Consider the following 25,937-nt stretch of genomic DNA (forward strand, 5'->3'; position numbering starts at 1 on the left):
GAACGCTCGACGAGGCAAAACTTATGACGCGAAAGCAAAGAGTGGATGCTGATCGAGACTTGCAGTTACTGCGCTGTTCCATTCGCCAGGCAGTTTGGCTTGCGCCGCTTCTGCTTCAGCTTTACTACGGAACGCTGCAAATACACTTGCACCTGATCCAGACATCCGCGCTGGTGCGATGCTTTCAAACCATCGCAACACTTGCGCTACTTCCGCGTATTTTCCCACGACAACTTGCTGCATGTCATTCCGGCCAAAACTTTCCGGCCATTCAGTGTTGCAGCTAAGTTCTGCAGGAAAGTCCGTAATTATGAGGGGTTTCGAATCTCTTGTCAACGCTTTTTCGGAAAAAATCGCTGCAGTCGGAACATGAACCCTCGGCGTCACTACTAGGAAATGGCGCGGCGGCAATTGTACAACGTCCAAAGCTTCTCCGACACCCTGCGCGAACGCATTTTTTCCAAAAATAAAAAATGGCACGTCCGCGCCGAGTTTCAGCGCCAGCGCTTGCAACTCCAGTCGCGGCAAATCGAGCTTCCAGAGACGGTTCAGGGCAAGCAGCGTGGTGGCCGCATCGGAGCTGCCACCGCCGAGGCCCGCGCCCATCGGCAGGCGCTTGTCGATTTCGATATCGACACCCTCGGGCGAGCCCGTATGCGTCTTCAGGAGCGTTGCTGCGCGCACGGTGAGGTCGTGTTCCGGCTGCACGTCGGGGAGGTCGGTGCTGCGCGTGATGAGGCCGTCGTCGCGTCGCTTGAAGTGCAGGGTGTCGCCCCAGTCGAGCAACTGGAAGACGGTTTGCAGCGTGTGATAGCCATCCGGCCGGCGGCCGGTGATGTGCAGGAAGAGGTTGAGCTTCGCTGGCGCGAGGCAATCGCGCAGCGAATCGGTCGTTTCAATCATGAGTCGAGCATACATGCGCCATAGCGGCGCTGAAGAAGCGGCAAGGGTTGCGCGAACAGAGGCGCGACTACTGAACTACTGGTCCAGCACGAGCTTGATGTCGAGCGGCGGTTCCGTGCGGGTCAGATTCAAGCGCTTCACGCCGGTGGCCGGCGCGTCCGCATACGCCAGGTAATCGATCGTCCAGCCGTCCTGCGTGATCTGCTTCAGACGTGAGGGCTGCTCCGGATCCTTCTCGGTCCTGGCGCGCGAAGTTGGCGCCGGCGAAGGCTGCAGCCAGTAGCGCAGCCCTTCGACCGGCAGAGCGAAGCCGAGCGCATTCTGCATCAGCGTGGAGACATTGTCGGCAGTGAGCGGTTGGCGGTTTGGCAGTTCGAGCGTAGCCGAGGCCGGCGACGAGGTCACGATCGCCAGTGTCTGACCGAGCGGATTGCGCAATTGCAGGGTGACCGTGTCACCCGTTTCCTGCCAGGTAAAGTTGCCATAGGCATTGCGCTGTTGGCCGTTCTGATCGTTGTACTGGATCGCGAAACGGCCCTGATAAGCACGCGTGGTCTGCGCAGAGACGGAGGTCGCTGCATTCGACGTGGACGGCCCCTGCGGCTGCACCGATGCACAACCGGCCAACGCGACAACCGCTGCCGCTACGAGTCCGAGCGCCGCGCCACGCGGCGCCCGGGGATAGGAGATCAAGCGGGAAAGACGCATCAAAGATCGTTCACCTGAAGACGTTGCAGCGTTTTAACCAGCGTGTCGTTGTCCGGCTCGAGCTTGCGCGCGTCGCGGAAGGCAGCGCGAGCCTGATCCTGCGCTCCGGTTTTCCACAACACTTCGCCGAGGTGCGCGCCGATTTCGGCGTTCGGCTGGAGGTCGTACGCTTTGCGCAGCAGCTTGATCGCATCCGTCGTATCGCCCATCCGGTACTTGACCCAGCCGACGCTGTCCATGATGAAGGCGTCGTTCGGCGCCAGCGACGAGGCCTTCTCGACCAGCTTGTCCGCTTCCGGCAGTCGCTGATTGCGATCAGCCAGCGAATAGCCGAGTGCGTTGTACGCCTGCGGGTTGTCCGGCTGCGTCTGGATCAGCTTGCGCAGTTGCGCTTCCATGACATCGTAGTGGCCGGTCTTTTCGGCGGCCATGGCGTAGTCGTAGGTGAGGTCGGGGTCGTCCGGGAAGGCGGCAGATGCTTGTTGCAGGAGTGCTTCCGACTCCGGGTAGCGCTTCGCGTCGAACAGAATGGCCGCGTCGGTGCGTGCAATCAGCGCCTGGTCGCGCGGATCGGGCGCCTGCAGGCCGGCCAGCAGCTTGCGCGCGTCTTCAGTTCTGCCCTGCTTGGCGAGCAATTGCGCACTCGTGATCTGCGCCGGCACGTATTGCTGGCTCGAGGGCGAAACCTTGTTCAGCCAGTTGCTGGCCGCCGCTTCGTTCTTCTGCTCGAGCGACAGTTGCGCGAGATAGATATACGCCTGGCCCGGATCGGCGCCCGGCGTCTTTTCAGCTTGCTGAGCGTACTGGGTCAGGTAGGTCTGCGCGTCGTTGAAATTCTTCTGCTGGATCTTGATCAGGGCGAGCGCCATCAGCGGCGTGAGGTCACTCGCGTTGTTCTTGTGCATGATCTCGAACTGCTTCTGCGCGTCGTCCAGACGGTCGCTCGCGAGATACATCTGCGCGAGCGCAAGACGTGCGTCATGCGATTTCGGATTCTGCTGCACGTACTTTTCGAGCGACGCGATGCCTTCCTTGCGCTCCTCCGGACCCATCTGCGACAGCGTCAGCGCGGCCGGCAAATAGTCCGGCTTGAGCGTGAGCGCCTGTTCGAGCGACTTGCGCGCGCCCGGCGCGTCGTCGGAAACGAGTTGCTGGCGTGCGATGGCCAGTTGCGCCTCCGGCCGGTTCAGGTCGTTCTTCAGCAAGTCTTGCAGCACATGCAAGCCGCCGATCCGGTTCGGACCGCGCGAGAGCAGCAACTGCAGCGCCAGAATCGCGCTGCCGCGATTGTCGGCGGGCACTCTCGCGAGTTCACGCGCGAGGATCGGCGCGGCGTCGTCAGGCTTGCCGGACAACACGAGCAATGACGCATCGAGTTGCGCGGCGCGTTCCGAATCCGGCGCATACTGCTGCCACAATTGCGCGGCGGCCAAAGCGTCCGACGGGCTTTGCGCGGCCAGCGCGATTTCCGTGGCGCGTTGCGCCATGCGCGGATCGTGCGTGTCGCGCGCGAGCGCGAGGTAGGTCTGGTAGGCGGGCGCCGGCTGGTCGCGTTGCAAGGCGACTTCAGCGGCGAGCACCTGGAATACGATCTGGCTGGACAGCGGCACGTTCGGCAGAGACTTCTGGTCTTCTGCCGTCGCTGGGCCGAGCGGATCCGGCAGGGTGACGGACGTGTCATCCGAGTCTGGCGATGGATCCTGCGCGTGCGCGGGCACGGCAGCCAGCGCCCAGACGGCGAGCGCGGCGGCACCGAGCATGCGGCGAGCGGACACGGCGTGCGGCACGCGGGATGCGCTAGCCGGGCGCTTCGAAAACAGCTTCACGAAGGACAAGTTCATGGATATCCGTTCAATGTTTCGGACGATTGTAACGCGCTCGCTACAATACGCGCACAACCACTCACGCAAGTTGCAGACCAGTTAGACATGCCAGAGTTGCCAGAAGTTGAGGTTACCCGAAGGGGAATCGAACCGTATGTGTCCGGCCGCAAGGTTGAACGCGTCGATGTGCGCACGCCCGCGCTGCGTTGGCCGATTCCGGCGGACCTTGCGAAAACCTTGCGCGGCAGCGTGGTCCGCAAGGTCGAGCGCCGGGGCAAGTACCTTCTGTTCGAAATCGACGCCGGCTGGTTCATTGTGCACCTGGGCATGACCGGCACGCTGCGTGTGCTGCGCCATGTGCCGCATCCGCCGGCTGCGGCGAAACACGATCACGTCGACTGGATCTTCGACGAATTCATTTTGCGCTATCGCGATCCGCGGCGCTTCGGCGCGGTGCTGTGGCACCCGCGCGAAGCTGGCGACGTGCTCGAGCATCCGCTGCTCGCGGGCCTCGGTGTCGAGCCGTTTTCGCCAGCGTTCTCCGGCGCGCTGATGCACCGGCTAACGCGCGGTCGCAAGGTGTCAGTGAAGCAGGCCTTGTTGGCGGGGGAGATCGTGGTCGGTGTGGGGAATATCTACGCATCCGAAAGCCTCTTTCGCGCCGGTATCCGGCCCACCACCGCGGCGGGCCGCGTCTCGCTCGTGCGCTACGATCTGCTGGCGGACGCGGTGCGCGTCACGCTGGCCGCAGCGATCGAGAAGGGCGGCAGCACGCTGCGCGATTTCGTCGGCAGCGATGGCGAAAGCGGTTACTTCCAGCTCGACTATTTCGTCTATGATCGCGCGGGGCTGCCATGCCGCGTGTGTGGAACGCCGATCAAACAGATCGTGCAGGGGCAGCGTTCCACGTATTTCTGTCCCACCTGCCAGCGCTAATTTTCAATGCCATCTCGTTTAAGCCCGTCTGCCCCGTCCGCTGCGCCTGTTTTCCCGGTCATGTCTGATTTTTCCGCGCGGCTGATTGCGTGGCAGCGCCAGCATGGTCGTCATGACCTGCCATGGCAGAACACCCGCGACCCGTATCGCATCTGGCTATCGGAAATCATGCTGCAGCAGACTCAGGTATCGACGGTGATTCCGTACTACGCAAAGTTTCTTGCGCGTTGTCCGGATGTTGCCTCGCTCGCCGCCGCGCCGGCAGACGATGTGATGGCATTGTGGGCCGGCCTCGGCTATTACACGCGCGCACGCAATCTGCACCGCTGCGCGCAGGTGGTCGTCGAGCAGCATGGCGGTGCGTTTCCTGCGTCGGCCGACGAACTCGCTGAATTGCCGGGCATCGGCCGTTCGACGGCCGCGGCGATCGCCTCTTTCGCATTCGGCGCGCGGGCGACGATTCTCGACGGCAACGTGAAGCGCGTGTTGGCACGCGTATTCGGCGTCGCAGGCTTTCCGGGTGAGAAGAAAGTCGAGAACGCGATGTGGACGCTGGCGGAATCGCTGCTGCCGTCCAACGCATCGGACGACGACGTCAGTGCGTACACGCAAGGCCTGATGGACCTCGGCGCAACGTTGTGTGTGCGCGGCAAGCCGGACTGCCTGCGCTGTCCGTTCGCCGCCGACTGCGTGGCCAACGTGACCGGACGTCAGCGAGAACTGCCCACGGCACGACCGAAGAAAGCCGTACCGACGCGCCGCACATGGATGCTGGTGCTACGCGACGGTAACGCCGTGATGTTGGAAAAGCGTCCGCCGTCAGGCATCTGGGGTGGCTTGTGGAGCCTGCCCGAAGCTGCCGACGAAGCCGCGCTCGCCGAGCGTGCACGCGCCTTCGGTGGCGACGGAGCGGTCTCGCCGCTTGCGCCGCTTACGCACGTCTTTACGCATTTCAAGCTGGATATCGAGCCGCGGCTCGCCGAGCTGGATCGCGGTGTCGGCGCATTGGGTGTGCTCAGCGACGCGGACACCGCATGGGTCGCGTTAAGCGATCTCGACTCGTTCGGTGTGCCCGCGCCGGTGCGCAAACTGCTGGACAGTCTGCACGGCTCACTGCTCTAGCCAATCCTGAGCAGAAAGCACGTCAAATCAAAGCAGTTGATGCTGCTGCATATAGTGATGAACCACGTCGATCCGCGCGCCGGCGTCCTGCAATTCCATCAGCTTTTGCCTTGCACGAAGGGCGATCGGCAGCACCTCCGCGAGCCGGTTCGACACCCATGACGGATCTTCCAGCCTGAACGGCTCCGCGAACGGCAAGCTGTCCGGATCGCGTTCGCGGATCGTTGCGATGATCCGTTCGAGCACTTCCGCGCATGCGCCAAATTTGGCCAGTTGCTCATTGTCCTCGAGCGGTATGTCTTCTCCGAGCGGCTCCGCCATGCCGACCAGCAAGCCGCTGCTCTCCACGCGATGCGACAGCAGGCGAAACCGCCGTGTGCCGCGCGCCCGAATCAGCAGCATGCCGAACGCTTCGACATCGCACTCTTCGATTTCGGCGAGGCAGCCAATTGCTTCGGGCACCGAAGGCTCTTCGGCGCGCGCCACTTCGGCGCCGCTCTTCAGCAGACACACGCCGAACGGCGTTTTGTCACGCAGACAGTCGCGCGCCATATCGAGGTAGCGCGCTTCGAAGATTTTCAGTGGCAGCAGTCCATCGGGAAACAGCACCGTATGCAGCGGAAACAGCGGCACATCGGCAAGCACAGTAGAAGAAGACATGGCGCAACGCTTCGAGTTGAGGCCGCGCGACGCGGCCGGTTAAGCCACTAACTTCGATGATTCGCCGGCATGAACCGGCGCATCGCGGTGCCGCACAATGACATTCGCCGACGTTGCGAGACGCGCGGCAAGCGTCTCCGCAATGAATACCGAGCGGTGCTGGCCGCCCGTGCAACCGATCGCGACCGTCAGATAACTGCGATTGTCGTCACGGAAATGCGGCAGCCATTTGACAAGAAACTTCTCGATGTCGTCGATCATTTCATGCACGACCGGCAGCGCGTCGAGAAAATCCACCACTGGTTTGTCGAGGCCCGTGAGCGGCCGCAATTCATGATCGTAGTACGGGTTCGGCAGCGTGCGTACGTCGAAAACAAAATCGGCGTCGAGCGGCACGCCGCGTTTGAAGCCGAAGGACTCGAACATCAGCACGAGCCCGGCATCTTTCTGCTCGATAAAGCGTTTGACCCATGCACGCAGCACGTTCGCGCGCAGATTGCTGGTGTCGATCTGATGGCCGAATTCAGCGAGGCCCGCCACGAGTTCGCGTTCGCGTTCGATCGCTTCGGCCAACGACGTCAACAAGCCGACGTCCGCATCATGCGCCGTGGAACCGGACAGCGGATGGCGGCGGCGCGTTTCGGAGAAGCGTTGAATCAGTGACTGCGTGCTTGCGTTCAGGAAGAGTACGCGCACGTCGTGGGAGCGCGACAGGTCGCGGATCATCGCGGGCATTTCGTCGAGCGAGGCGCTCGAGCGCGCGTCGATGGCGACCGCGAGGCGTTCTTGGCCGTCGTCGGCGAGATAGTTGGCCAGTTGCGGCAAAAAACGCGGCGGCAGATTGTCGACGCAGTAATAGCCTGCGTCTTCAAGCGCGTTCAGGGCAACTGACTTGCCGGAGCCGGAAATACCGGTGATCAGGATTATGCGCATGGAGTCGTGGAATCCGTACAGTTCATCATAGCATCTGGTCCCCGTGCGCGTGCCGCCGCAGCCGTTGGCTGCGGGCGTAACACGGCGCGGCGGGGTGTCGCGGATTCAGATCAATTTGCCGGGAAACTGGCTGTCCGGGTCCTGCATGGCCAAACGCTGGCGATCCATGAAGTCGCGCAGCGTATCGATGCCGCGCAGTTGCAGGATCGTGTTGCGCACGGCCGCTTCGACCAGCACCGCAAGGTTGCGGCCGGCCGCCACCTGAATCGTGACTTTGCTGATCGGCAAGCCGAGCACGTCGACGGTTTGGCTTTCCAGCGGCAGCCGCTGGAATTCGCCATCGGGACGGCGCACCAGTTGCACGATCAGTTTCAGCTTCATTTTGCGGCGGACTGCGGTTTCACCGAAGATCGTCTTGATGTCGAGCAGGCCGAGACCGCGCACTTCGAGCAGGTTTTGCAGCAGCGGCGGGCAGCGCCCTTCGACGAAATCCGGGCCGAGGCGCACGAAATCCACCGCGTCGTCGGCGACAAGGCCGTGGCCGCGGCTGATCAGTTCCAGCCCGAGTTCGCTCTTGCCGAGGCCCGAATCGCCGGTGAGCAGCACGCCCATGCCGAGAATGTCGAGAAACACGCCGTGCAGCGTGGCGCGCGGCGCGAGAATGCGCGACATGTAGAGGCGCAGGCTATCGATCACCGCAGCGGCGGACATTGGTGTCGTAAAGAGCGGCGTGGACGAGCGCGTGCAGCGCAGCACCAGTTCCGGCGGAGCGGCGACCCCGCCCGCCACCACCAGAAACGGCGGCTCCAACGCGATTAGCTCGGCCATGTGGCGCGAGCGGTCTTCGTCGGTTTGGCGCTTGTAGTAGTCGATTTCGGCGTCGCCGAGCACCTGGATCCGGTTCGGGTGGATCAGGTTCAAGTGGCCGACGAGGTCGGCGCTCGACGTGGCATTGGCGACCGATTCCGAAGAAAAGCCGCGCTCCCAGCCTTCATGCCCCGTCAGCCAGCTCAGCTTCAGCGTGGCGGCGTTATCGTCGAAAATGCTCTGGGCGTTGATGCTGGACGTATCCATGAGTCAGTGACTCCAGTGTGGGCCGCTTGCCGGGCTAAGCTGCGGCCGCGCTCACGCGGCCCGCCTGTTTTGCCGGGCTATACCCGCATGCTGCGGGCGAGTAATCGGCGCGCGGACAACCGCCGATGCATCAAGGTTGCCACTGAGTGAGCAGGCGATGCAATGATTCGCGGTCTTCTTCCGTGTGCAGGCGCTCGCGGGCCTCGCGATCGGACAGCAACTGGGCGATTTCCGAAAGGATTTCGAGGTGCTGCTGGGTGGCCTGCTCGGGCACGAGCAGGAAGATCAGCAGCGAGACCGGCTGGCCGTCGGGCGATTCGAAGGGTATAGGTTCGGCGAGGCGGACGAACGCGGCGAGCGGTTGCTTCAAGCCTTTGATCCGGCCATGCGGAATCGCGACGCCTTCGCCGAGCCCCGTCGATCCGAGGCGCTCACGCGCGAACAGATTGTCAGTGACCGTGCTACGGGCGATGCCGTTCTGGTTCTCGAAGATCAGGCCCGCTTGCTCGAACACGCGCTTTTTGCTGGTGACCGATAGTCCGACGACGACGTTCTCGAGGGGAAGAAATTTGGCTAAACGATTCATGTTGACAGGCGAAAACGTGGCCTGGGTTCTCCTCGCTGGGGCGTTTGAGTGGCGTTCCATTCGTTTGATGCTCACGGCGACGTACGTTGGAGCCCGAAAGCGCAGGACTCCGGCCGACCGTTTCCCGTTTGAGCTAACTTGACCCCGATGGTAACCGGAACATTATAGAACAGGGTAGCGACGGATGGTGCGGCGCGCCATCTATGCATCATAGGTTTCTTCGCAGGATTGATCCGATCTGCGCCACTGCACGAGAAAGGTGCCCTGAAACGAAAAACCGCCCGGTCTCGGGCGGTTTGGCTGGGCAAATGAGGCAAATGAGGACAAACGAAGGAAAGTAAAGAAACCTTCTAGTCTTCCTTATTGCGGCGGCACGTCTAGTAGCGGCGCCGGCTGGTACTTAATCGCATCGTGCTGATGGCCTTGCAGGCGATCCTTATGGCGTATCACTTGCCGGTCGAGCTTGTCGATCATCAGATCGATCGCAGCGTAAAGATCGCTGTCACAGCTCTCGACGAAGATATCTTTGCCCTTGAGATGCAGGTTGATTTCAACCTTTTGCCGCTTTTCCTTTTCCTTGTGGTTGTCGACCGAGAGGACCACACTGCCGTCGATTACCTGATCGAAATGTCTTAGCACCCTATCCAGTTTGGTGATCACGTATTCGCGCAACGCAGGCGTTACTTCGAGGTGGTGTCCACTGATCTGCAGATTCATAGTGCTTCTCCAAGCTAGAGGCCGCTTGTTCCGCACGATGACGAAGGTCCGGTCGATCTGTCGGCTTGCCTGAGTCGCCCCCCGGTGACTGACTTCTGGCAGGTCGCATCGGCCGGCCTGTCCGCCAACTGCGGAGCGGCCGGTAAATGCCCGTCGCGGGAGGCGGCGGGCTACAGAGACTTGCGCAGGTTGACTGCCGGAATCTTGAGCGCTTCGCGATACTTCGCAACGGTACGCCGTGCGACCACGAAGCCCTGTTCCGCCAGCAGTTCGGCTATGCGGCTGTCTGAAAGAGGAGATTTCGGGTTTTCCGCTCCTATCAGTTGCTTGATGAGCGCGCGAATCGCTGTTGAAGAGGCCGCGCCGCCCGTGTCAGTCGAAACGTGTGATCCAAAGAAGTACTTAAATTCAAGCGTCCCGAATGGGGTCAGCATGTATTTACCAGTTGTCACACGCGAGACAGTTGACTCGTGTAGGCCCAGCGTATCAGCAATTTCTCGCAAAACCAAGGGGCGCATGGCAATTTCGCCATGCACAAAAAAGCTCTTCTGACGCTCGACAATAGCCTGCGCCACGCGGAGGATGGTCTCGAAGCGTTGCTGGATATTCTTGATCAGCCAGCGTGCTTCCTGCAGTTGCTGGCGCAACGATCCGCTGCCCGGATCGCCCCGGTTATTGCGCAGAATATTCGCGTACAGGTGGTTAATACGCAGCTTCGGCACCACTTCCGGATTGAGTTCAGCCTGCCAGCCCTGCGCCGTTTTGCGCACCATGATGTCGGGCACGACATAGTCCGCTTCCGCCTTGCCGTAAGCGGCGCCAGGAAACGGCTCGAGCGAGCGGATCAGAACATGGGCATCCCGCAGATCGTCGTCGTTCGCCTTCAGATGCTTGCGCAGGCGCGTGAAGTCGCGTGCCGCGAGCAGTTCCAGGTGATGGGCGACGATGTCGAGCGCAAGGGTGCGCGTAGGCGACTGTTCGAGCCGCAACAATTGCAACTTGAGACATTCGGACGCGGAGCGCGCGCCGACCCCAGCAGGGTCGAAGCTATGCAGCAGCGCGAGCGCGGCGTTCATTTCGTCGAGATCGACTTCGAGCTCTTCAGGCAGGTCGGTCAGTACTTCATCGAGCGTGGCGGCAAGATAGCCGTCGTCGTCGAGCGATTCGATCAGGAAGGTGATCAGCGCGCGGTCGCGCTGGCTCGCCTGGGTGACGCGAAGTTGCGCCATCAGGTGATCGCGCAACGAGGTGCTCGATTCGTGGATTTGCAGGGGCGGCAGGTCGTCGTCGTCCGAGGCATTGCCGGAGCGGCCGTAGTCGCCGAGATCCCATTGCGACGCGTCGCCGTTACCGTCGCTCGCGAGGCCGTTGTATTCGTCGACACCCTGTGGCTCGCCGTTCTCGGCGCGCTCGCTGCTGCTGGTGGACGAAGACGACGTGTTGCCGCCCATCTGGTCGGGCGGTGCGGAGGAGTTGGGCGACTGGGTGATCAGCGAGCCGTCGGCCGCCACGCGCAGGGGACTCGCGATCCAGTCGTCCTCGTTCTCGAGGAGCGGATTCTGCGAGATCGCCATTGCGACTTCCTGCTGCAGTTCGAGCGTGGACAGCTGAAGCAGCCGGATGGACTGCTGCAGTTGCGGGGTCAGCGCAAGATGCTGCGATAGGCGGAGTTGGAGGCTGGCTTTCATGGCAAGTTCAGATTCATTGTAGAGAGTTTGCCACGACCGCGATACATTGCGACATTCGCAATTACGCGTGCGCCTGTTTTCGGCGGCGCTGGGCGCGGGACGGCCCAGGTCAAAAATACTGATGTGCAGGTGCCGCAAAGTGTCCGGCGGATGCGCGCTAGCACCGCCGGCAATCCTTGGTGCACTTACATGCGGAAGTGTTCGCCCAGATAGACGCGCCGCACGCTTTCGTTTTCGATGATGTCGCTCGGCGCACCGGCGGCCAGCACGCTGCCGTCGCTGATGATGTAGGCGTGGTCACAGATGCCGAGGGTTTCGCGCACGTTGTGGTCGGTGATCAGCACGCCGATATTTCGCTGCTTCAGAAATTTGACGATCTTCTGGATTTCCAGCACCGCGATCGGATCGACACCCGCGAACGGTTCGTCGAGCAGAATGAAGCTCGGATTGGTGGCTAGCGCACGTGCAATTTCGACCCGTCGACGCTCGCCGCCGGACAGCGACAGTGCCGGATTCTCACGCAAGTGAGCGATCTGCAGTTCGTCGAGCAATGCCTCGGTGCGGCTCGTGATGGTGTCTTTGCTGAGCCGCTTGCCGTTGTCTTCGTGCTGCAATTCCAGCACCGCGCGAATATTTTCCTCGACGGAGAGCTTGCGGAACACCGACGCTTCCTGCGGCAGATACGACAAGCCCAGCGACGCGCGCTTGTGGATCGGCAACAAGCTGATCGACTTGCCGTCCAGATCGATTTCACCTGCATCGAGCGGCACGAGGCCGACGATCATATAGAACGAGGTGGTCTTGCCGGCGCCATTGGGGCCGAGCAGGCCGACCACTTCGCCGCTTTTCACGTCGAGCGACACGTCTTTGACGACCGTGCGCGAGCCGTAACGCTTCTTCAGGTTGCGGACCACCAGCGAACTGCTGGTGCCGGCCGGTTTGCGATTGGGGAGGGACGCGGAAGAACTCACTGGTTCGGTGCTCCCTGGATCGTGGTAGATGGCGCGAGCGTGGCCGACGCGCCGTTCAGCGGCGCGGCGCCGCCATTGCGCGGCGCCAGCATGGCGCGCACACGGCCGGTCGGGTTGCCCGGGCCGGCGACGTCCTTACCCGCCTTCGCGGTGTAGAAGTCGTTCTGGCCGTCATACGTGATGACGCTGCCATGCACCTGGTCCATTACCGTCGAGAGGCCTTGGAGGCGCTTCACGGTGGCATTGGTGGTGAGCGTGGTCAGATCCTGCTTGCCGTCGTAGTCGATACGAATGGCCGTGCCTTCGATGTATTCATCGAGGCCTTCGCGTTTCTGGCGGAAATACGACAGATTGCCGCCGCTCGACGTGCCGGTGGCGTACTGATAGCCCTGCGGGTCTTGCGTCACTTCGACTCGATCGGCCCTGATCACGATCGTGCCTTTGGTGGCGACCACGTGGCCGGTGAAGATGTTGACCTGTTTGAGGTCGTCGTAAGTCATGTTGTCCGCTTCGATGTTCAGCGGCTTGTCCTTGTCGGCGCGGTCGGCGTGCGCAAGCGGCGCGAAGCCGGCGAGCGGCAACGCGACAATCAGCGCAGCGAGTCCGGCGCGGCACGCGGACAGGGTGCGCGAGCGGCCGGTATCAAAACGGGGGAACGATTCGTTCATGCAGTCACGCCTGGAATGGATTACCCGGGTTGCTTGGGCGAGCTGGCGGAGCCTTCGGACGCGGCAATCGCGCCCTTCACATTGCCGAACAGCTGCATTACCCGGGTGACGTTGTTGTAGTTCATGCCGCTGGCAGTCATCACAGACATGCCGCGCTGAAGTTTAACCGGCTTTTCGGTCTCGATCACATCGTCGTTGACCAGCACCCTAAAATGCTGCGAATCCGCTTGCATCTGCGGATCGCCGTTTCCGGCGGCCCGCAGAATGCGCGCGTTGTCGTACAGATTGACGATCGAGGCGTCGCCGTTGACCGTACCGGTGTCGCCGGTCGCGGTGACGATCGGCTTGCCCGGCTGGAACGCGCGCATGGCCGGCTTGACCAGATCGCTCAACTCGTCGTCTTCATAGTGGATCAGACTGGTGGCGGTCAGGCGGTATTGCGTCGAGCCCGACTGATCGAGTTCGGAAACCGAGAAGTTGTCCGCGAAGTAGTCGGGCGTGTGCTCCTTGGGGCGCACCACGCCTTCATTCTGCCGCGGCAGCGTGGCTTGCAGCAGCCACCATGTAATGCCGGCGAGCGCGGCCATCGCGACGAGCGGAATCAGTGAGGTCCAGCGAAACCGATTCATCCGACAAGGCCTCGCTGTTCGCCGCTACAGGCTGCCGCGAGCAGCGCATCGTATTTGTTCTGCGCGCGCAGCAGCGTATCGACGACTTCGCGCGCCGCGCCGTGGCCGCCGCGTGCTTCGCTGACCCAATGGGCGCGCGCGATCACTTCAGGATGCGAATTGGCCGGCGCCGCGGCGAAGCCGACCTTCAGCATCACGCCGAGGTCGACCCAGTCGTCGCCCATGTAGCCGCATTCTTCCGCGCTGATACCGGTTTGCTGCAAAAGGTCGGCGAACGCCTGCGGTTTGTCCTGCACGCCCTGATACACGTGGCTGATATTCAGTTCCTTGACCCGAGCCGCGACGATGCCCGACTGGCGCCCGGTGATGATCGCCGTTTCGATGCCGGCCTGGCGCAGCAGCTTCATGCCGTGGCCGTCCATCGAATTGAACGCCTTCATCGTGTCGCCTTCCGCCGTAAACAGCAGGCCGCCGTCGGTCAGCACGCCGTCGACGTCGAAAATCATCAGCTTGACGCGGCTGGCGCGTTCAGTGGCGGTAAGGGGGGCGGCGGGCATCAGATCACCTTCTTCGAGAACAGGTCGTGCATGTTGAGTGCGCCGATCAGCTTGCCTGCTTCGTCGACGACCAGCATCTGATTGATGCGGTGGCGCTCCATCAGTTCCACGGCTTCGACAGCAAGTTGATCCGGGCCAATGGTGCGCGGGCCGGCGGTCATCACGGAGGCGATCGGCAAATTGCGGAAATCGCCGTCGCGTTCGAGCACGCGGCGCAAATCGCCGTCGGTGAAGATACCGGTCACGCGATCGTTTTGGTCGACGATCGCTGTCATGCCCATGCGCTTGGCGGTCAACTGGAACAGCGCGTCGCGCACGGTCGCGTCGGGCGTCACCTTCGGTACCTGGTCGCCGGTGCGCATTACGTCGCGGACATAAGTGAGCAGACGCCGGCCGAGCGCGCCGCCCGGATGCGAGCGGGCGAAATCGTCCCGGCCAAAGCCGCGCGCGTCGAGCACCGCGACCGCGAGCGCATCGCCGAGCGCGAGCGCGGCGGTGGTGCTGGCGGTCGGCGCAAGATTCATCGGACAGGCTTCTTTTGACACGCCAGAATTCAGATGTACGTCGGCCAGTTGTGCGAGACTCGACGACGGGCGGCCCGTCATCGCAATCAGCTTCGCGCCGATCCGCTTAATGAGCGGCAAGATCGCCACGAGTTCTTCAGTTTCACCGGAATTGGACAGCGCGAGGAACACGTCGTCTGCCGTGACCATGCCGAGGTCGCCATGACTGGCTTCCGCTGGGTGAACGAAGAAGGCCGGTGTGCCGGTGCTGGCGAGCGTGGCCGCGAGCTTGCGGGCCACGTGGCCGGATTTGCCGATGCCGGAAACGACGACGCGTCCGCGGCAACCCAGGATGAAGTCGACCGCCCCGACGAAACCATCGTCGAGTTGATCGCGAAGCGCGCGCACGGCGTCCGCTTCGATGTCGAGCACGTCACGAGCGAGCGCGAGTGCCCGGTCGCCATTGATTTTCGCTATCATTCGCGGAGTATAGCAAAGGCGCTTGTTCGCCGCGCCGGGCCTGCCGTGCCAAGCCGCTGCCTTTATTGCTGTTTTTAACGGCCCCACAACCTTGTCGCGCGGTGCTAGCGTGCGCGGTTCCGCTGACGAACGAGGACGCTTTACCGATGCGTTTTTGCCAATGATTTCCCCCCTCGAAATGACGCTGTTCCTGCTGCTGGCATCAGTAGCAGGAGTGGTGCTCTTTCGCTTTTTGAATCTTCCACCGATGCTCGGCTATCTGACGGTCGGCATCGTCGTCGGGCCGCACGCGTTCGGTCTGATTCCGGATTCGGCGGGGGCGCAGAACCTGGCAGAATTCGGCGTCGTGTTCCTGATGTTTTCCATCGGGTTGGAGTTTTCGCTTTCCAAACTACGCTCCATGCGCCGGCTCGTGTTCGGCCTCGGCCTATTGCAGGTGATCGGCACCATCGCCGTGGCGGTCTCGCTCGGTTTCGTGCTGGAGCGGTGGGTGCACATCACATGGCAGGCAAGCGTGGCGCTGGGCGGCGCGCTGGCGATGTCGTCGACGGCGATCGTCAGCAAGATGCTGGCAGAGCGGCTCGAGATCGAAACGGAGCACGGCCGCAATATCTTCGGCGTGCTGCTGTTCCAGGATCTGGCGGTGGTGCCGCTGTTGATCGTCATTGCGGCACTGGGTGGCAGTTCGCAAGATCTCGTCAGTTCGCTCGGGGTAGCGGCCATCAAGATCGTCGTGGCGTTGGCCCTATTGTTAATAGTGGGTCAGCGCTTCATGACGCGCTGGTTCAACGTGGTGGCGCGGCGCCGGTCGCAGGAACTGTTCATTCTGAATCTGCTGCTGGTGACGCTCGGCGCGGCGTTCATCACGGACAAGTTCGGTCTATCGCTCGCGCTCGGCGCGTTCATCGCCGGCATGTTGATCGCCGAAACACCTTATCGGCATCAGGTGGAAGAGGACATCAAGCCGTTTCGCGACGTGCTGCTGGGCCTCTTCTTCGTCACGACCGGCATGCTGCTGAATCCGCGCGTGATCTGGGAGCACCCGTTCATCGTGCTCGGCTTCCTGGTCGGCCCAATCCTGCTGAAGGCGGTGATGGTGACCGGGCTCTCGCGCCTATTCGGTGCGTCGCCGGGTGTCGCGATGCGCACCGGTATCGGCCTCGCGCAAGCCGGCGAGTTCGGCTTCGTGCTGCTGAACCTGATTCTCGACAAACATCTCGTCGACGCCACCCTGTTGCAGGCGATTCTCGCGGCGATGCTGCTGTCGATGCTGGCCGCGCCTTTCCTGATCCAGAACGCGGACCGTATCGTGCTGCGGCTGTCGTCGACTGAGTGGATGATGCAGTCCTTGCAGATGACGCGCATCGCGACGCAGAGCCTGAAGCAAAGCGGTCACGTGATCATTTGCGGTTACGGCCGGGCCGGGCAGAATCTGGCGCGCATGCTGGAGCATGAAGGGCTCTCTTATGTTGCGTTGGACCTGGACCCCGATCGCGTGCAGGCCGCGGCGGCGGCGGGTGAGTCCGTGGTGTTCGGCGATGCGGGGCGGCGCGAATCGCTGCTTGCCGCCGGTATCCATCGTGCCGCAGCGATCGCGATTACCTACGCGAACACGCCGTCGGCATTACGCGTGTTACACAATATCCACGAACTGGAACCCACACTGCCGGTGATCGTTCGTACTGTCGACGACGCCGATCTGGAAAAGCTGCTGGCCGCCGGCGCGACCGAGGTGATTCCTGAAATCGTCGAAGGCAGCCTGATGCTGGCTTCGCATACGCTGGTGTTGATGGGCGTGCCGATGCGGCGCGTGGTGCGGCGGGTCGAGGAAATGCGCGACGAGCGTTACGCGCTGTTGCGCGGCTATTTTCACGGCGCGGACGACATGGAAGACGACGACGGCCACGAACAGGTGCGGCTACAATCGGTGCCGGTCGACGAAAACTCGGACGCGGTGGGCCGAACGCTGGCGGAATTGGGCCTGTTCGAACTGGGCGTCGAGGTGACGGCCATTCGACGGCACGGCATTCGCGGCGTCGAGCCGGACCCGTCCACCAAGCTGCGCGCGAGCGACATCGTGGTGTTGCGGGGGCTGCCCGAACAGTTGGCCGAAGCCGAAGAGCTGCTCTCGAAGCACCGCCGCGCGGGCGCCGCTGCGGCCTAGCAGCGGGTACGGTCGGCGTGGCGTTGCTGCTGGTGTGGTTTTGCCAGGCCGGCGTTGCCCGCCGCGCCTAAGCCGGTCGCACCCAAGCCGGCTGCGCCCAAGCCGGCCGCACCTAGCCGGCCGCACCAGATTTAGCATTTCATCGGACCTGTCGAGGTCCATCCGGAGACATCATGTCCAACGCGCTCGCGAGCGCGCCGCTCGATGCGGCCGACTACATTAAAAGCCACATCCGCACGGTGCCCGACTGGCCGCAGCCGGGCGTGCAGTTTCGCGACATCACGCCGCTCCTGCAGGAGCCGAAGTCGCTGCGCGTGCTGATCGATCTGTTCGTCCAGCGCTATATCGGTGCGAAGCTCGACTACGTCGCCGGGCTGGATGCGCGTGGCTTCATCATCGGGCCGATTCTGGCTTACGAGCTGAACCTCGGCTTCATTCCGATCCGCAAGCAGGGCAAGCTGCCATACAAGCGGGTCGCACAATCGTACGAGCTCGAATACGGCACCGCGACCGTCGAGATTCACGAGGACGCCTGCGAGCCGGGCGACCGCGTCGTGCTCATCGACGATCTGATCGCCACCGGCGGCACGATGATGGCCGGCAAGATTCTGCTCGAGCGGCTCGGCGCAGTAGTGGTCGAAGGCGCGGCGATTATCGATCTGCCTGAACTCGGTGGCTCGGCCTTGCTGCGCAAAGCGGGCCTGCCGCTCTATACGGTGACTGAATTCGGCGACCATTGATCGCTGGATACGAACTTCTTCCTGCACACAACAAAGGTAAGAACGATGCCCAACTTCCTGTTGTTTCTCGCGACCTCGATCGCCATCACGTTGGCGCCTGGCCCTGACAATCTGCAAGTGCTCGCGCGCGGTATTTCGCAGGGCCGTGCGGCGGGCCTCGTCGCTGCGCTCGGCTTTGCGGCAGGCATCACATTCCACACCACCTTGGCCGCGCTTGGCGTGGCCGCGTTGCTGCGCTCGTCGCCGGTTGCGTTTGAAGTGATCAAGCTGGCCGGTGCCGCGTATCTGGTCTGGATCGGCATCAAGGCGCTGCGCAGCCAGGGTCTCGCCACCGCGCACGAGCGCGCGCCGCAACCGTTGAAGGCGGTGTTCCGCCAGAGCGTGCTTGGCAATCTGCTGAATCCGAAGGTGACGCTGTTCTTCGTCGTGTTCCTGCCGCAATTCGTGCAGCCGCACGGCACGCAAAGCGTCACGGTGCAGATGCTCGAACTCGGCGTGTTGTTCATGTTGCAGACCGTGGTGGTGTTTTCGCTGTTCGGCGTGTGCGCGGGGATGATCGGCGGCTGGTTGAAGCGCCGGCCGCGTGTGGGCGTGTGGCTCGACCGGCTCGCCGGCGCGACCTTCATCGCGATTGGGATTCGCGTCGCGTTGCGTGATTGACAGAGAGACCGCTTAAGCGACTGAGCGACCGCCGACAGCCGGACGCGCCAGAAGAACAGTTTGGAGCTTTGAATGACTTTGCCTTGCATCACCGCCGCGCGCCGCTTCGACGTGCAAGCACATCTGCCGTTCTGGATCGACCCCGAACAGGTTGGCTGGATTCGCTTGACCGATGTGCCCTTGCTTGCGCGCTGGCCCGATGTGTTTGAAATCGACGACGCGCGCGTGACGCTCGCGTCCGTGTTCAATACCGTCGATCTGCGCAGTGCGGCGCTTGGTTCCGTGATCGGTGCGCTTGCCGCCGAGGGCCGTATTCCCGGCTGGCGCGACGAGACGTACGCGATCCGCAACGCGTTCGATGCGCCGCCGCTCGCGTACATCGAACGCGCGGCGTCGCGTTTCTTCGGCACGCTGACCTACGCGGTGCATCTGAACGGCGTCGTAGAATACGCGGATGGCGCTCCGCGGATGGCCGCCCCGCAGCTATGGATCGCGCGCCGCAGCGACACCAAGGCGACCGATCCGGGCATGCTCGACAATGTCGTGGCAGGCGGGATCGGCTGGGGCTTCGGCATCGAGGCGACGATCATCAAGGAGTGCTGGGAAGAAGCCGGCATTCCCGAGGAGATCGCCGCGCGCGCTACGGCCGGCCGCACCGCGCATGTGCTGCAATCGTTGCCGGAAGGCACGCAGGCCGAACAGATTTTTATCTACGACCTCGCGCTGCCGGCCGATTTCGCGCCGCGCAACCAGGACGGGGAAGTGGGCGAACACCGGCTCGCGCGCATCGACGAGGTGGCGCGCTGGATCGAAGAAGGCGCGATGACTGTGGATGCGAGTCTCGCCACGTTGGATTGCCTGCTGCGCCGCCGCTGGATCGACGAAGACGCGTGTCCGGGCATCGAGACATTGTTCGCGCCGCCGGCGCTTGCATAAGCGCTGGTCAGGCGCCCACGCGACGAATAGCCCGAGTCATGCCGTAGCACGCTGCATCGAGCAAGCCACACCGAACAAACCACGCATTGAAGAAAGGGAGTCACCCAGGTCATGTCGACCGATCACAGCTTTATTCTCAAACTGTCGTGCGCCGACCGGCCCGGCATCGTCCACGCGGTTTCGGGCTTTCTGTTCGAGCGTGGCAGCAATATTCTCGACTCCGCACAGTTCGGCGATAGCCGCACCGGCGAGTTCTTCATGCGCGTGCATTTCCAGCAGGTGGGGGGCGATCCGGGCCTGGAGGCGTTGCGCACGTCGTTCGCGACGCTTGCTGAGCAGTTCGGCATGCGCTGGGAATTGCACGATGCTTCGGTGAAGCCGCGCGTCGTCATCATGGTGTCGAAGATCGGCCATTGCCTGAACGACTTGCTGTTCCGCTATCGCACGGGTCAACTGGGTATCGAGATTCCGGCAATCATCTCGAACCACAAGGAGTTTTATCAGCTCGCGGCCAGCTACGACATTCCGTTCCATCACTTCCCGCTGTTGGGCGGCACGCCGGACGCGAAGGCTGCGCAGGAAGCGCGCGTGCTCGAAGTGATCGACGAGCATCAAGCCGATCTGGTGGTGCTCGCGCGCTACATGCAGATTCTGTCACCCCAGTTGTGCGAATCCCTCGCCGGCCGCGCGATCAATATTCACCATTCGTTCCTGCCGAGCTTCAAGGGCGCGAAGCCGTATTACCAGGCGTTCGACCGCGGCGTGAAGCTGATCGGCGCAACCGCGCACTACGTGACGACGGATCTCGACGAAGGTCCGATCATCGAGCAGGAAGTGGAGCGGGTCGATCACAGCATGACGCCGGAGCAACTGACGGCGATCGGCCGTGACGTGGAATGCGTGACGCTCGCGCGTGCGGTGAAGTGGCACGTCGAGCATCGCGTCGTGTTGAACGGCAGCAAGACGGTGGTGTTTCGTTAAAAGCGGATCAGGACCGCACCGCGGTCCTGCCTGCATCCCTCGCGTCCTGTGCGAGCCGTGCGTTTTGCGCCGAACGGCGGCGCGCATTCAGTTTCTTCAGCCAGATCAGCAGCCCCGTTGCGCTCAGCACGGCGACTGCAATCCCCACCGCGCTAATCAGAATCCGCCCGCCGAGACCGAGGATGCGTCCCGAGTGCAGCGGGAATTGCACCTGCATGAAGATGTCGCCCGCCGTGCCCTTGCCGGGAATCTGCGCGCCGAGTTGCTTGCCGGTGGCCGCGTCCCAATACATCCACGGATTGCCAAGGCCGATATCGCCGTGATCGTTGCCGGTTGCGTAGAAGCCGACGCCGTAGGCGTGCAGGTATTCCGCGTAGTAAAGACCGCCCGGCGGCGCCTTCAGGTTCTGCGCCTTACCGGCTTGCTCTGCTAGCTGCACGACGCGCTCGCGGCTCAGCACCGGGTCGCCCGGCTGCGGCGCGCGCAGGATTTCGGGGTTATTGACCGGATTCGGCGTGAGCGTCGAGAACAGCGACACGATTGGGCGAACGACCGGCGCTGAGAGATTCATCGACACCGACGTCAGCGCGACGATCGCCAGCAGGCCCCAGATCCACACGCCGCCCGAGCGGTGCAGATCGAAGGTGAGCGCATAGCCCCCGCGCCCGAGGCGAAACGCGAACGACTTGCGCCATGCCTTGAAGCTCGGAAACGACAGCCATAGCGCGATCACGCTATCGAACAGCCACACGATCCCGACAATGCCCATCAGCCACGTGCCGATATCGACCCCGCCGGTGAACGGCAATTGCAGCGTGTAGTGCAACTTGTAGATGAACGGAATCAGATTGAGCCGTGCGAGCGAAACGGCGCCCCATTCGCGCCGCCCCTGAATGTCGCCGGTGGCGGGATCGACGGCGATCTGATTGAAGTCGAGCGGGTAGGGCTGCTTCGTCGCGGGATCGGTGCGCGGCAGCACCATCATCTGCAGTGTGTGGCCGGGTTCAGCGTCGAGTGGCAGATACGTCACCTGCAGGCGCGGATCAGCCGCTTCGACGCGACGTGCCAACTCGAGCCCCGACAGCGCCGGGCCGACCGTGCGCGCATTGAAGAACGACGGATTCAGCGCCGCATCGAGTTCGTGGTCCCACGCGATAATCGCGCCGGTCAGGCCGGCGACGAACAAAAACAGTGCGATGGCGACACCGAACCAGCGATGCAGGCGAACGAGCTGCCGCCTCATGGGCGAGTCGGCGAAATGAAAAATGAGGGGAAACAGCGAGTCACGGCGTTGCGTCGTAAATGGGAATTATTCGCATCTTATGCGAATCGGGCGGCCTGCTGCAAGTTTTCAGTAAGCGTCGGACGCGGCGCGGATCTGGCCTCCCGAAGACGGCTGATACAAAAAAAGCGGCACCGAAGTGCCGCTTTTCGCCCGCGTCCGCCAAGCCCGCATCGCAGTCTGGTTGACGCTCACACCAGCCGCAGATAAATCAATTCCCGCTTGATGTACGCATAGAAGATCGGCGCCGCGACCACGCCGGGGATGCCGAACGCGGCTTCCATCACGAGCATCGCGATCAGCAATTCCCAAGCGCGTGCCTCGATCTGACCACCGACGATTCGCGCGTTCAGGAAGTATTCCAGCTTGTGAATCAGGATCAGGAATACCAGAGACATGACCGCCGCCGGAAAGCTCACGGAGAGCGCCACCGCGACGATGATCGTGTTCGAGATCAGATTGCCGATCACCGGCAGCAAGCCGACGATAAACGTCACCAGCACCAGCGTTTTGGAGAGCGGCAGCGTGTCGTGAAAGACCGGCAGGATCACCAGCAGGAAGATGCCGGTGAAGACCGCATTGATGGCGGAAATCTTGACCTGAGCGAATACGATGCGGCGGAAGGCGTCGGCGAAACGGGTCACGCGCGTGACGAACGCCGTGGACAAAGGCAGCCGCTGCATATGCTTCTGCGCCCCGACCGCGATGATCGCGCCGATGATCATGCCGATCAGGATGTGCGTGAACGCGCGTGCCGCCGTCTTGCCGCTTTGCTGCAGCATGTTGGCGTGCGTTTGCATCAACTCAGTCGCCTTGGTCTTCATCTGGGCGGTGTCGACCGGCAGATAGTTGGCGACGAATTGCGGAATCCGGCCGCGCGCCTGGTCGATCAACTGCATCGCCTGGTCGAGCAGATTCTGCACGCTCGGCACGTCGTTTTCGAAATGCTCGATGATGCCGAGCGTCAGACCGGTCAATGCGCCGACTATCACCACCGAGAGGATCACCACCGCGAGCCAGCGCGCGCGCTGACTCGACATATGCCGTTCGATGCGCGGCGCGATGGTGTGGACCAGTTGGAACACGAGCAGCCCGGCCAGCAAGGCGCCGAGCAGCCTCAGTTCGATGATCGCCCACATCCCGAACAGCATCAGCACGTAACTGCCGATTTCGACCGCCGACAGCTTCGGCAGGCTCATGTCGCTAGTCAGCCTGACCGGGCGTGGGCGTAGGTCCTGCACTTGCCCGTCGTCGCGCGCCTGATTCCGCTTGGCCATGGCTTATTCCGTCTCCAACCCGTGTTGTGCAGCGTTACTTTCTACTGGCAGTGCGTTTCAGCAGCGGCGCCAGATACTTACCGGTAAAACTTGCCTTCGACTTGGCGACCTGCTCCGGCGTGCCTTGCGCAATGATTTGACCGCCGCCGGCTCCGCCTTCGGGGCCGAGATCGATGACCCAGTCGGCGGTCTTTATTACATCGAGATTATGCTCGATGATCACGACGGTATTACCCTGGTCTCGCAAACGATGAATGACTTCCAGCAGCAATGCGATGTCGTGAAAGTGCAGACCGGTGGTCGGCTCGTCCAGAATGTATAGAGTGCGACCGGTGTCGCGCTTGCTCAGTTCCAAAGATAGTTTGACGCGCTGCGCCTCGCCGCCCGACAGAGTGGTGGCCGACTGGCCCAGCCGGATATAGCCCAGACCCACGTCCAGCAAGGTTTTCAGCTTGCGCGCGACGACCGGCACCGGCTTGAAGAACTCGTAGGCGTTCTCCACCGTCATATCGAGCACTTCGCTGATGTTCTTGCCTTTGTATTGGACGTCGAGCGTTTCGCGGTTGTAGCGCTTGCCGTGGCAGACGTCGCAGGGAACGTAGACGTCCGGCAAAAAGTGCATTTCCACCTTCAGTACGCCGTCGCCCTGGCAGGATTCGCAGCGGCCGCCCTTCACGTTGAACGAGAAGCGGCCCGCTTCGTAGCCGCGTTCTTTCGCTGCCGGGACGCCTGCGAACAGTTCGCGGATCGGCGTGAACAGGCCCGTGTACGTGGCCGGATTCGAGCGCGGCGTGCGGCCGATCGGCGACTGGTCGACGTTGATGACCTTGTCGAAATGCTCCAGGCCTTCGATCGATTCGTACGGCGCCGGCTCGGTGGACGAGCCATACAGGTGATGCGCGACCGCGTGGTACAGCGTGTCGTTGATCAGCGTTGACTTGCCCGAACCGGACACGCCGGTCACGCAGGTCAGCAGGCCGACCGGCAAATCGAGCGAGACGTGCTGCAGATTATTGCCGTACGCCTCGACGATGCGCAGACGCCGTTCTTCCGGTGCCTTGCGCTCGTCCGGGAATTCGATGTTGCGGGCGCCGGACATGTACTGCCCGGTCATCGATGCTGCGTTCGCCTCGACCTGCTTGGGCGTGCCTTCGGCGATCACCATGCCGCCGTGTTCTCCCGCGCCTGGCCCCATGTCGACCACATAGTCGGCCATGCGGATCATGTCCTCATCGTGTTCGACGACGATCACCGAGTTGCCCAGGTCGCGCAGATGCTTGAGCGTGGCGATTAGCCGGTCGTTGTCGCGCTGATGCAGACCGATCGACGGTTCATCCAGCACATACATCACGCCGGTCAAACCGGAACCGATCTGCGAGGCGAGGCGAATCCGCTGCGCTTCACCGCCCGACAGCGTTTCCGCGCTGCGGTCGAGCGACAGGTAATCGAGCCCGACGTTATTCAGGAACATCAGCCGCGCGACGATTTCCTTGACCACCTTGTCGGCGATCTCGCGCTTCGAGCCTTCGAGCCGCAGCGTCTGGAAATAGCCGAGCGCGTCGCGCAACGGCCAGCCGCTGATTTCGAAGATGCCGCGCGCGTCGCTATCCGAGCCGACCCGCACGAAACGGGCTTCCCGGCGTAGCCGCGTGCCGGCGCAAGCGGGGCAAGACTGGTTGTTCTGATACTTGGCGAGCTCTTCGCGCACCGCGACCGAGTCGGTCTCGCGGTAACGCCGCTCCAGGTTCGGGATGATCCCTTCGAATACATGTTCGCGAACGGAGGTGCGGCCGCGTTCGTTGATGTACGAGAACGGAATTTCCTGCTTCCCCGAACCGAACAGCAGAATCTTGCGGACTTTTTCCGGCAGGTCTTCGACCGCCGTGTCGATGTCGAACTCGTAGAACGCCGCGAGACTTTGCAGCATCTGGAAGTAGAACTGGTTACGCCTGTCCCAGCCCTTCACTGCGCCTGCCGCTAGCGACAGCGACGGATGCGCGACCACCCGCTTCGGATCGAAGAAGGTGATCTGGCCGAGGCCGTCGCATTCCGGGCACGCGCCCATCGGGTTGTTGAACGAGAAGAGGCGCGGCTCGAGCTCCTGCAGCGAATACGAGCAGATCGGGCAGGCGAACTTCGAGCTGAACAGTTTCTCCTTGTCGGTATCCATCTCCAGCGCGATCGCGCGGCCGTCGGCGAGACGCAGCGCCGTTTCGAACGATTCGGCGAGGCGCTGCTTCATATCGGGGCGCACTTTCAGCCGGTCGACGACCACGTCGATCGTGTGCTTGTCGTTCTTTTTCAGCTTCGGCAGCGAGTCGACTTCATAGATTTTCGCGACGCCTTCGTTGGCCGTGCCACCGCCCGAGCGGACGCGAAAACGGATGAAACCCTGCGCCTGCATCTCCTCGAACAGCTCGACGTGCTCGCCTTTGCGGTCCGCCACCACCGGCGCGAGGATCATCAGCTTGGTCTCTTCGGGTAACGCGAGCGCCGCGTCGACCATCTGCGAGACGCTTTGCGCTTCCAGCGGAATTTCGTGGTCCGGGCAGTACGGCGTGCCGACCCGTGCGAACAGCAGCCGCAGATAGTCGTGAATTTCGGTGACGGTGCCGACCGTGGAACGCGGATTGTGCGAGGTCGCCTTCTGTTCGATCGAGATCGCTGGCGACAGGCCTTCGATCAGATCGACGTCCGGTTTCTCCATCAATTGCAGGAATTGGCGGGCGTAAGCAGAAAGACTTTCGACGTAGCGCCGCTGTCCTTCCGCATAGAGCGTGTCGAACGCCAGCGACGATTTACCCGAGCCGGACAGGCCCGTAATTACGACGAGCTTGTGACGCGGGAGGTCGAGATTGACGTTCTTCAGGTTGTGGGTGCGAGCCCCACGGATACGGATTTGTTCCACGCGTTATTCCATCACCTGGCCATTAGCTGGC

The 25,937-nt window shown here is 62.5% G+C and carries 24 protein-coding genes; 7 read left to right on the top strand and 17 right to left on the bottom strand.

Translation table 11 applies throughout. The features are described from left to right. Positions 1 to 21: 21 nt before the first annotated feature. The 3 genes from ispE to HHL24_RS10460 form a co-directional block, all read right to left on the bottom strand. Positions 22 to 903, bottom strand: coding sequence for a 4-(cytidine 5'-diphospho)-2-C-methyl-D-erythritol kinase (gene ispE / locus HHL24_RS10450; protein WP_169485421.1), 882 nt, complete (start codon positions 901 to 903; stop codon positions 22 to 24). A 75-nt stretch (positions 904 to 978) separates the two neighbouring features. After that, a complete protein-coding gene (gene lolB / locus HHL24_RS10455) occupies positions 979 to 1,611 on the bottom strand; it encodes a lipoprotein insertase outer membrane protein LolB (RefSeq protein WP_169485422.1) in 633 nt (210 codons plus the stop codon). Next, positions 1,611 to 3,452: a tetratricopeptide repeat protein gene (locus HHL24_RS10460; protein ID WP_169485423.1), complete on the bottom strand. Its 1,842-nt coding sequence runs from the start codon at positions 3,450 to 3,452 to the stop codon at positions 1,611 to 1,613. Before HHL24_RS10460 ends, lolB begins: the two co-directional genes overlap by 1 nt. An 87-nt stretch (positions 3,453 to 3,539) precedes the next feature. On the opposite strand from HHL24_RS10460, the gene mutM reads away from it, so the two are divergent. Together mutM and mutY are read left to right on the top strand one after the other, a co-directional pair. Further along, a complete protein-coding gene (gene mutM, locus HHL24_RS10465; RefSeq protein WP_169485424.1) occupies positions 3,540 to 4,370 on the top strand; it encodes a bifunctional DNA-formamidopyrimidine glycosylase/DNA-(apurinic or apyrimidinic site) lyase in 831 nt (276 codons plus the stop codon). 6 nt (positions 4,371 to 4,376) lie between these two features. Then, positions 4,377 to 5,492 carry an A/G-specific adenine glycosylase gene (gene mutY / locus HHL24_RS10470; RefSeq protein ID WP_206002792.1) on the top strand — a complete coding sequence of 372 codons (1,116 nt, stop codon included), beginning with the start codon at positions 4,377 to 4,379 and terminating at the stop codon, positions 5,490 to 5,492. Positions 5,493 to 5,519: 27 nt separating this feature from the next. On the opposite strand, the gene HHL24_RS10475 is transcribed toward mutY, so the two are convergent. From HHL24_RS10475 to kdsD, 11 genes are all read right to left on the bottom strand, one after another. Continuing rightward, complete coding sequence (locus HHL24_RS10475; RefSeq protein ID WP_169485426.1) at positions 5,520 to 6,152, bottom strand: LON peptidase substrate-binding domain-containing protein; 633 nt, start codon at positions 6,150 to 6,152, stop codon at positions 5,520 to 5,522. Between the two features lie 39 nt (positions 6,153 to 6,191). Then, the gene (gene rapZ, locus HHL24_RS10480; protein WP_169485427.1) at positions 6,192 to 7,085 is read right to left on the bottom strand and encodes an RNase adapter RapZ; all 894 of its coding nucleotides are present in this window, start codon (positions 7,083 to 7,085) and stop codon (positions 6,192 to 6,194) included. Positions 7,086 to 7,190: 105 nt separating this feature from the next. Continuing rightward, positions 7,191 to 8,159, bottom strand: a complete 969-nt coding sequence (gene hprK / locus HHL24_RS10485) for an HPr(Ser) kinase/phosphatase (RefSeq protein ID WP_007179412.1) — start codon at positions 8,157 to 8,159, stop codon at positions 7,191 to 7,193. Between the two features lie 130 nt (positions 8,160 to 8,289). Further along, positions 8,290 to 8,805 carry a PTS sugar transporter subunit IIA gene (locus HHL24_RS10490; RefSeq protein WP_012431657.1) on the bottom strand — a complete coding sequence of 172 codons (516 nt, stop codon included), beginning with the start codon at positions 8,803 to 8,805 and terminating at the stop codon, positions 8,290 to 8,292. Between the two features lie 300 nt (positions 8,806 to 9,105). Then, positions 9,106 to 9,462, bottom strand: coding sequence for a ribosome hibernation-promoting factor, HPF/YfiA family (hpf, locus tag HHL24_RS10495; RefSeq protein WP_028199089.1), 357 nt, complete (start codon positions 9,460 to 9,462; stop codon positions 9,106 to 9,108). 170 nt (positions 9,463 to 9,632) lie between these two features. Continuing rightward, complete coding sequence (locus HHL24_RS10500) at positions 9,633 to 11,150, bottom strand: RNA polymerase factor sigma-54 (protein WP_169485428.1); 1,518 nt, start codon at positions 11,148 to 11,150, stop codon at positions 9,633 to 9,635. Between the two features lie 185 nt (positions 11,151 to 11,335). After that, positions 11,336 to 12,121 carry an LPS export ABC transporter ATP-binding protein gene (gene lptB / locus HHL24_RS10505; RefSeq protein WP_074285507.1) on the bottom strand — a complete coding sequence of 262 codons (786 nt, stop codon included), beginning with the start codon at positions 12,119 to 12,121 and terminating at the stop codon, positions 11,336 to 11,338. Then, positions 12,118 to 12,789: a lipopolysaccharide transport periplasmic protein LptA gene (gene lptA, locus HHL24_RS10510; RefSeq protein WP_169485429.1), complete on the bottom strand. Its 672-nt coding sequence runs from the start codon at positions 12,787 to 12,789 to the stop codon at positions 12,118 to 12,120. Before lptA ends, lptB begins: the two co-directional genes overlap by 4 nt. Before the next feature lie 20 nt (positions 12,790 to 12,809). Beyond that, positions 12,810 to 13,418, bottom strand: coding sequence for an LPS export ABC transporter periplasmic protein LptC (gene lptC, locus HHL24_RS10515; protein ID WP_169485430.1), 609 nt, complete (start codon positions 13,416 to 13,418; stop codon positions 12,810 to 12,812). Continuing rightward, on the bottom strand, positions 13,415 to 13,975 hold the full coding sequence (locus HHL24_RS10520) for a KdsC family phosphatase (RefSeq protein ID WP_169485431.1): 561 nt from the start codon (positions 13,973 to 13,975) through the stop codon (positions 13,415 to 13,417). Before HHL24_RS10520 ends, lptC begins: the two co-directional genes overlap by 4 nt. After that, the gene (kdsD, locus tag HHL24_RS10525) at positions 13,975 to 14,958 is read right to left on the bottom strand and encodes an arabinose 5-phosphate isomerase KdsD (RefSeq protein ID WP_169485432.1); all 984 of its coding nucleotides are present in this window, start codon (positions 14,956 to 14,958) and stop codon (positions 13,975 to 13,977) included. Before kdsD ends, HHL24_RS10520 begins: the two co-directional genes overlap by 1 nt. A gap of 160 nt (positions 14,959 to 15,118) precedes the next feature. Between kdsD and HHL24_RS10530 the strand changes: the two genes are divergently transcribed. From HHL24_RS10530 to purU, 5 genes are all read left to right on the top strand, one after another. Continuing rightward, positions 15,119 to 17,122, top strand: a complete 2,004-nt coding sequence (locus tag HHL24_RS10530) for a monovalent cation:proton antiporter family protein (RefSeq protein ID WP_169485433.1) — start codon at positions 15,119 to 15,121, stop codon at positions 17,120 to 17,122. A gap of 173 nt (positions 17,123 to 17,295) precedes the next feature. Further along, positions 17,296 to 17,862 (top strand): adenine phosphoribosyltransferase, encoded by a 567-nt coding sequence (locus HHL24_RS10535; protein ID WP_169485434.1) that lies wholly within the window; start codon positions 17,296 to 17,298, stop codon positions 17,860 to 17,862. 45 nt (positions 17,863 to 17,907) lie between these two features. Then, positions 17,908 to 18,522, top strand: coding sequence for a LysE family translocator (locus HHL24_RS10540; protein ID WP_169485435.1), 615 nt, complete (start codon positions 17,908 to 17,910; stop codon positions 18,520 to 18,522). Positions 18,523 to 18,594: 72 nt separating this feature from the next. Further along, positions 18,595 to 19,458 carry an NUDIX hydrolase gene (locus HHL24_RS10545; RefSeq protein ID WP_169485436.1) on the top strand — a complete coding sequence of 288 codons (864 nt, stop codon included), beginning with the start codon at positions 18,595 to 18,597 and terminating at the stop codon, positions 19,456 to 19,458. Between the two features lie 111 nt (positions 19,459 to 19,569). Continuing rightward, positions 19,570 to 20,439, top strand: coding sequence for a formyltetrahydrofolate deformylase (gene purU / locus HHL24_RS10550; protein WP_169485437.1), 870 nt, complete (start codon positions 19,570 to 19,572; stop codon positions 20,437 to 20,439). Between the two features lie 7 nt (positions 20,440 to 20,446). Here the strand turns inward: purU and HHL24_RS10555 are convergent, their stop codons facing one another. The 3 genes from HHL24_RS10555 to uvrA form a co-directional block, all read right to left on the bottom strand. Then, positions 20,447 to 21,682 carry a PepSY-associated TM helix domain-containing protein gene (locus tag HHL24_RS10555; RefSeq protein WP_169485438.1) on the bottom strand — a complete coding sequence of 412 codons (1,236 nt, stop codon included), beginning with the start codon at positions 21,680 to 21,682 and terminating at the stop codon, positions 20,447 to 20,449. Between the two features lie 230 nt (positions 21,683 to 21,912). Next, positions 21,913 to 22,998 (bottom strand): AI-2E family transporter, encoded by a 1,086-nt coding sequence (locus HHL24_RS10560; RefSeq protein ID WP_169485439.1) that lies wholly within the window; start codon positions 22,996 to 22,998, stop codon positions 21,913 to 21,915. A gap of 34 nt (positions 22,999 to 23,032) precedes the next feature. Further along, positions 23,033 to 25,906 carry an excinuclease ABC subunit UvrA gene (gene uvrA / locus HHL24_RS10565; protein ID WP_169485440.1) on the bottom strand — a complete coding sequence of 958 codons (2,874 nt, stop codon included), beginning with the start codon at positions 25,904 to 25,906 and terminating at the stop codon, positions 23,033 to 23,035. Positions 25,907 to 25,937 lie beyond the last annotated feature (31 nt).

Origin of the sequence: Paraburkholderia polaris (genome assembly GCF_012927345.1) — a bacterium.
GTDB classification, from domain to species: Bacteria; Pseudomonadota; Gammaproteobacteria; order Burkholderiales; family Burkholderiaceae; genus Paraburkholderia; species Paraburkholderia polaris.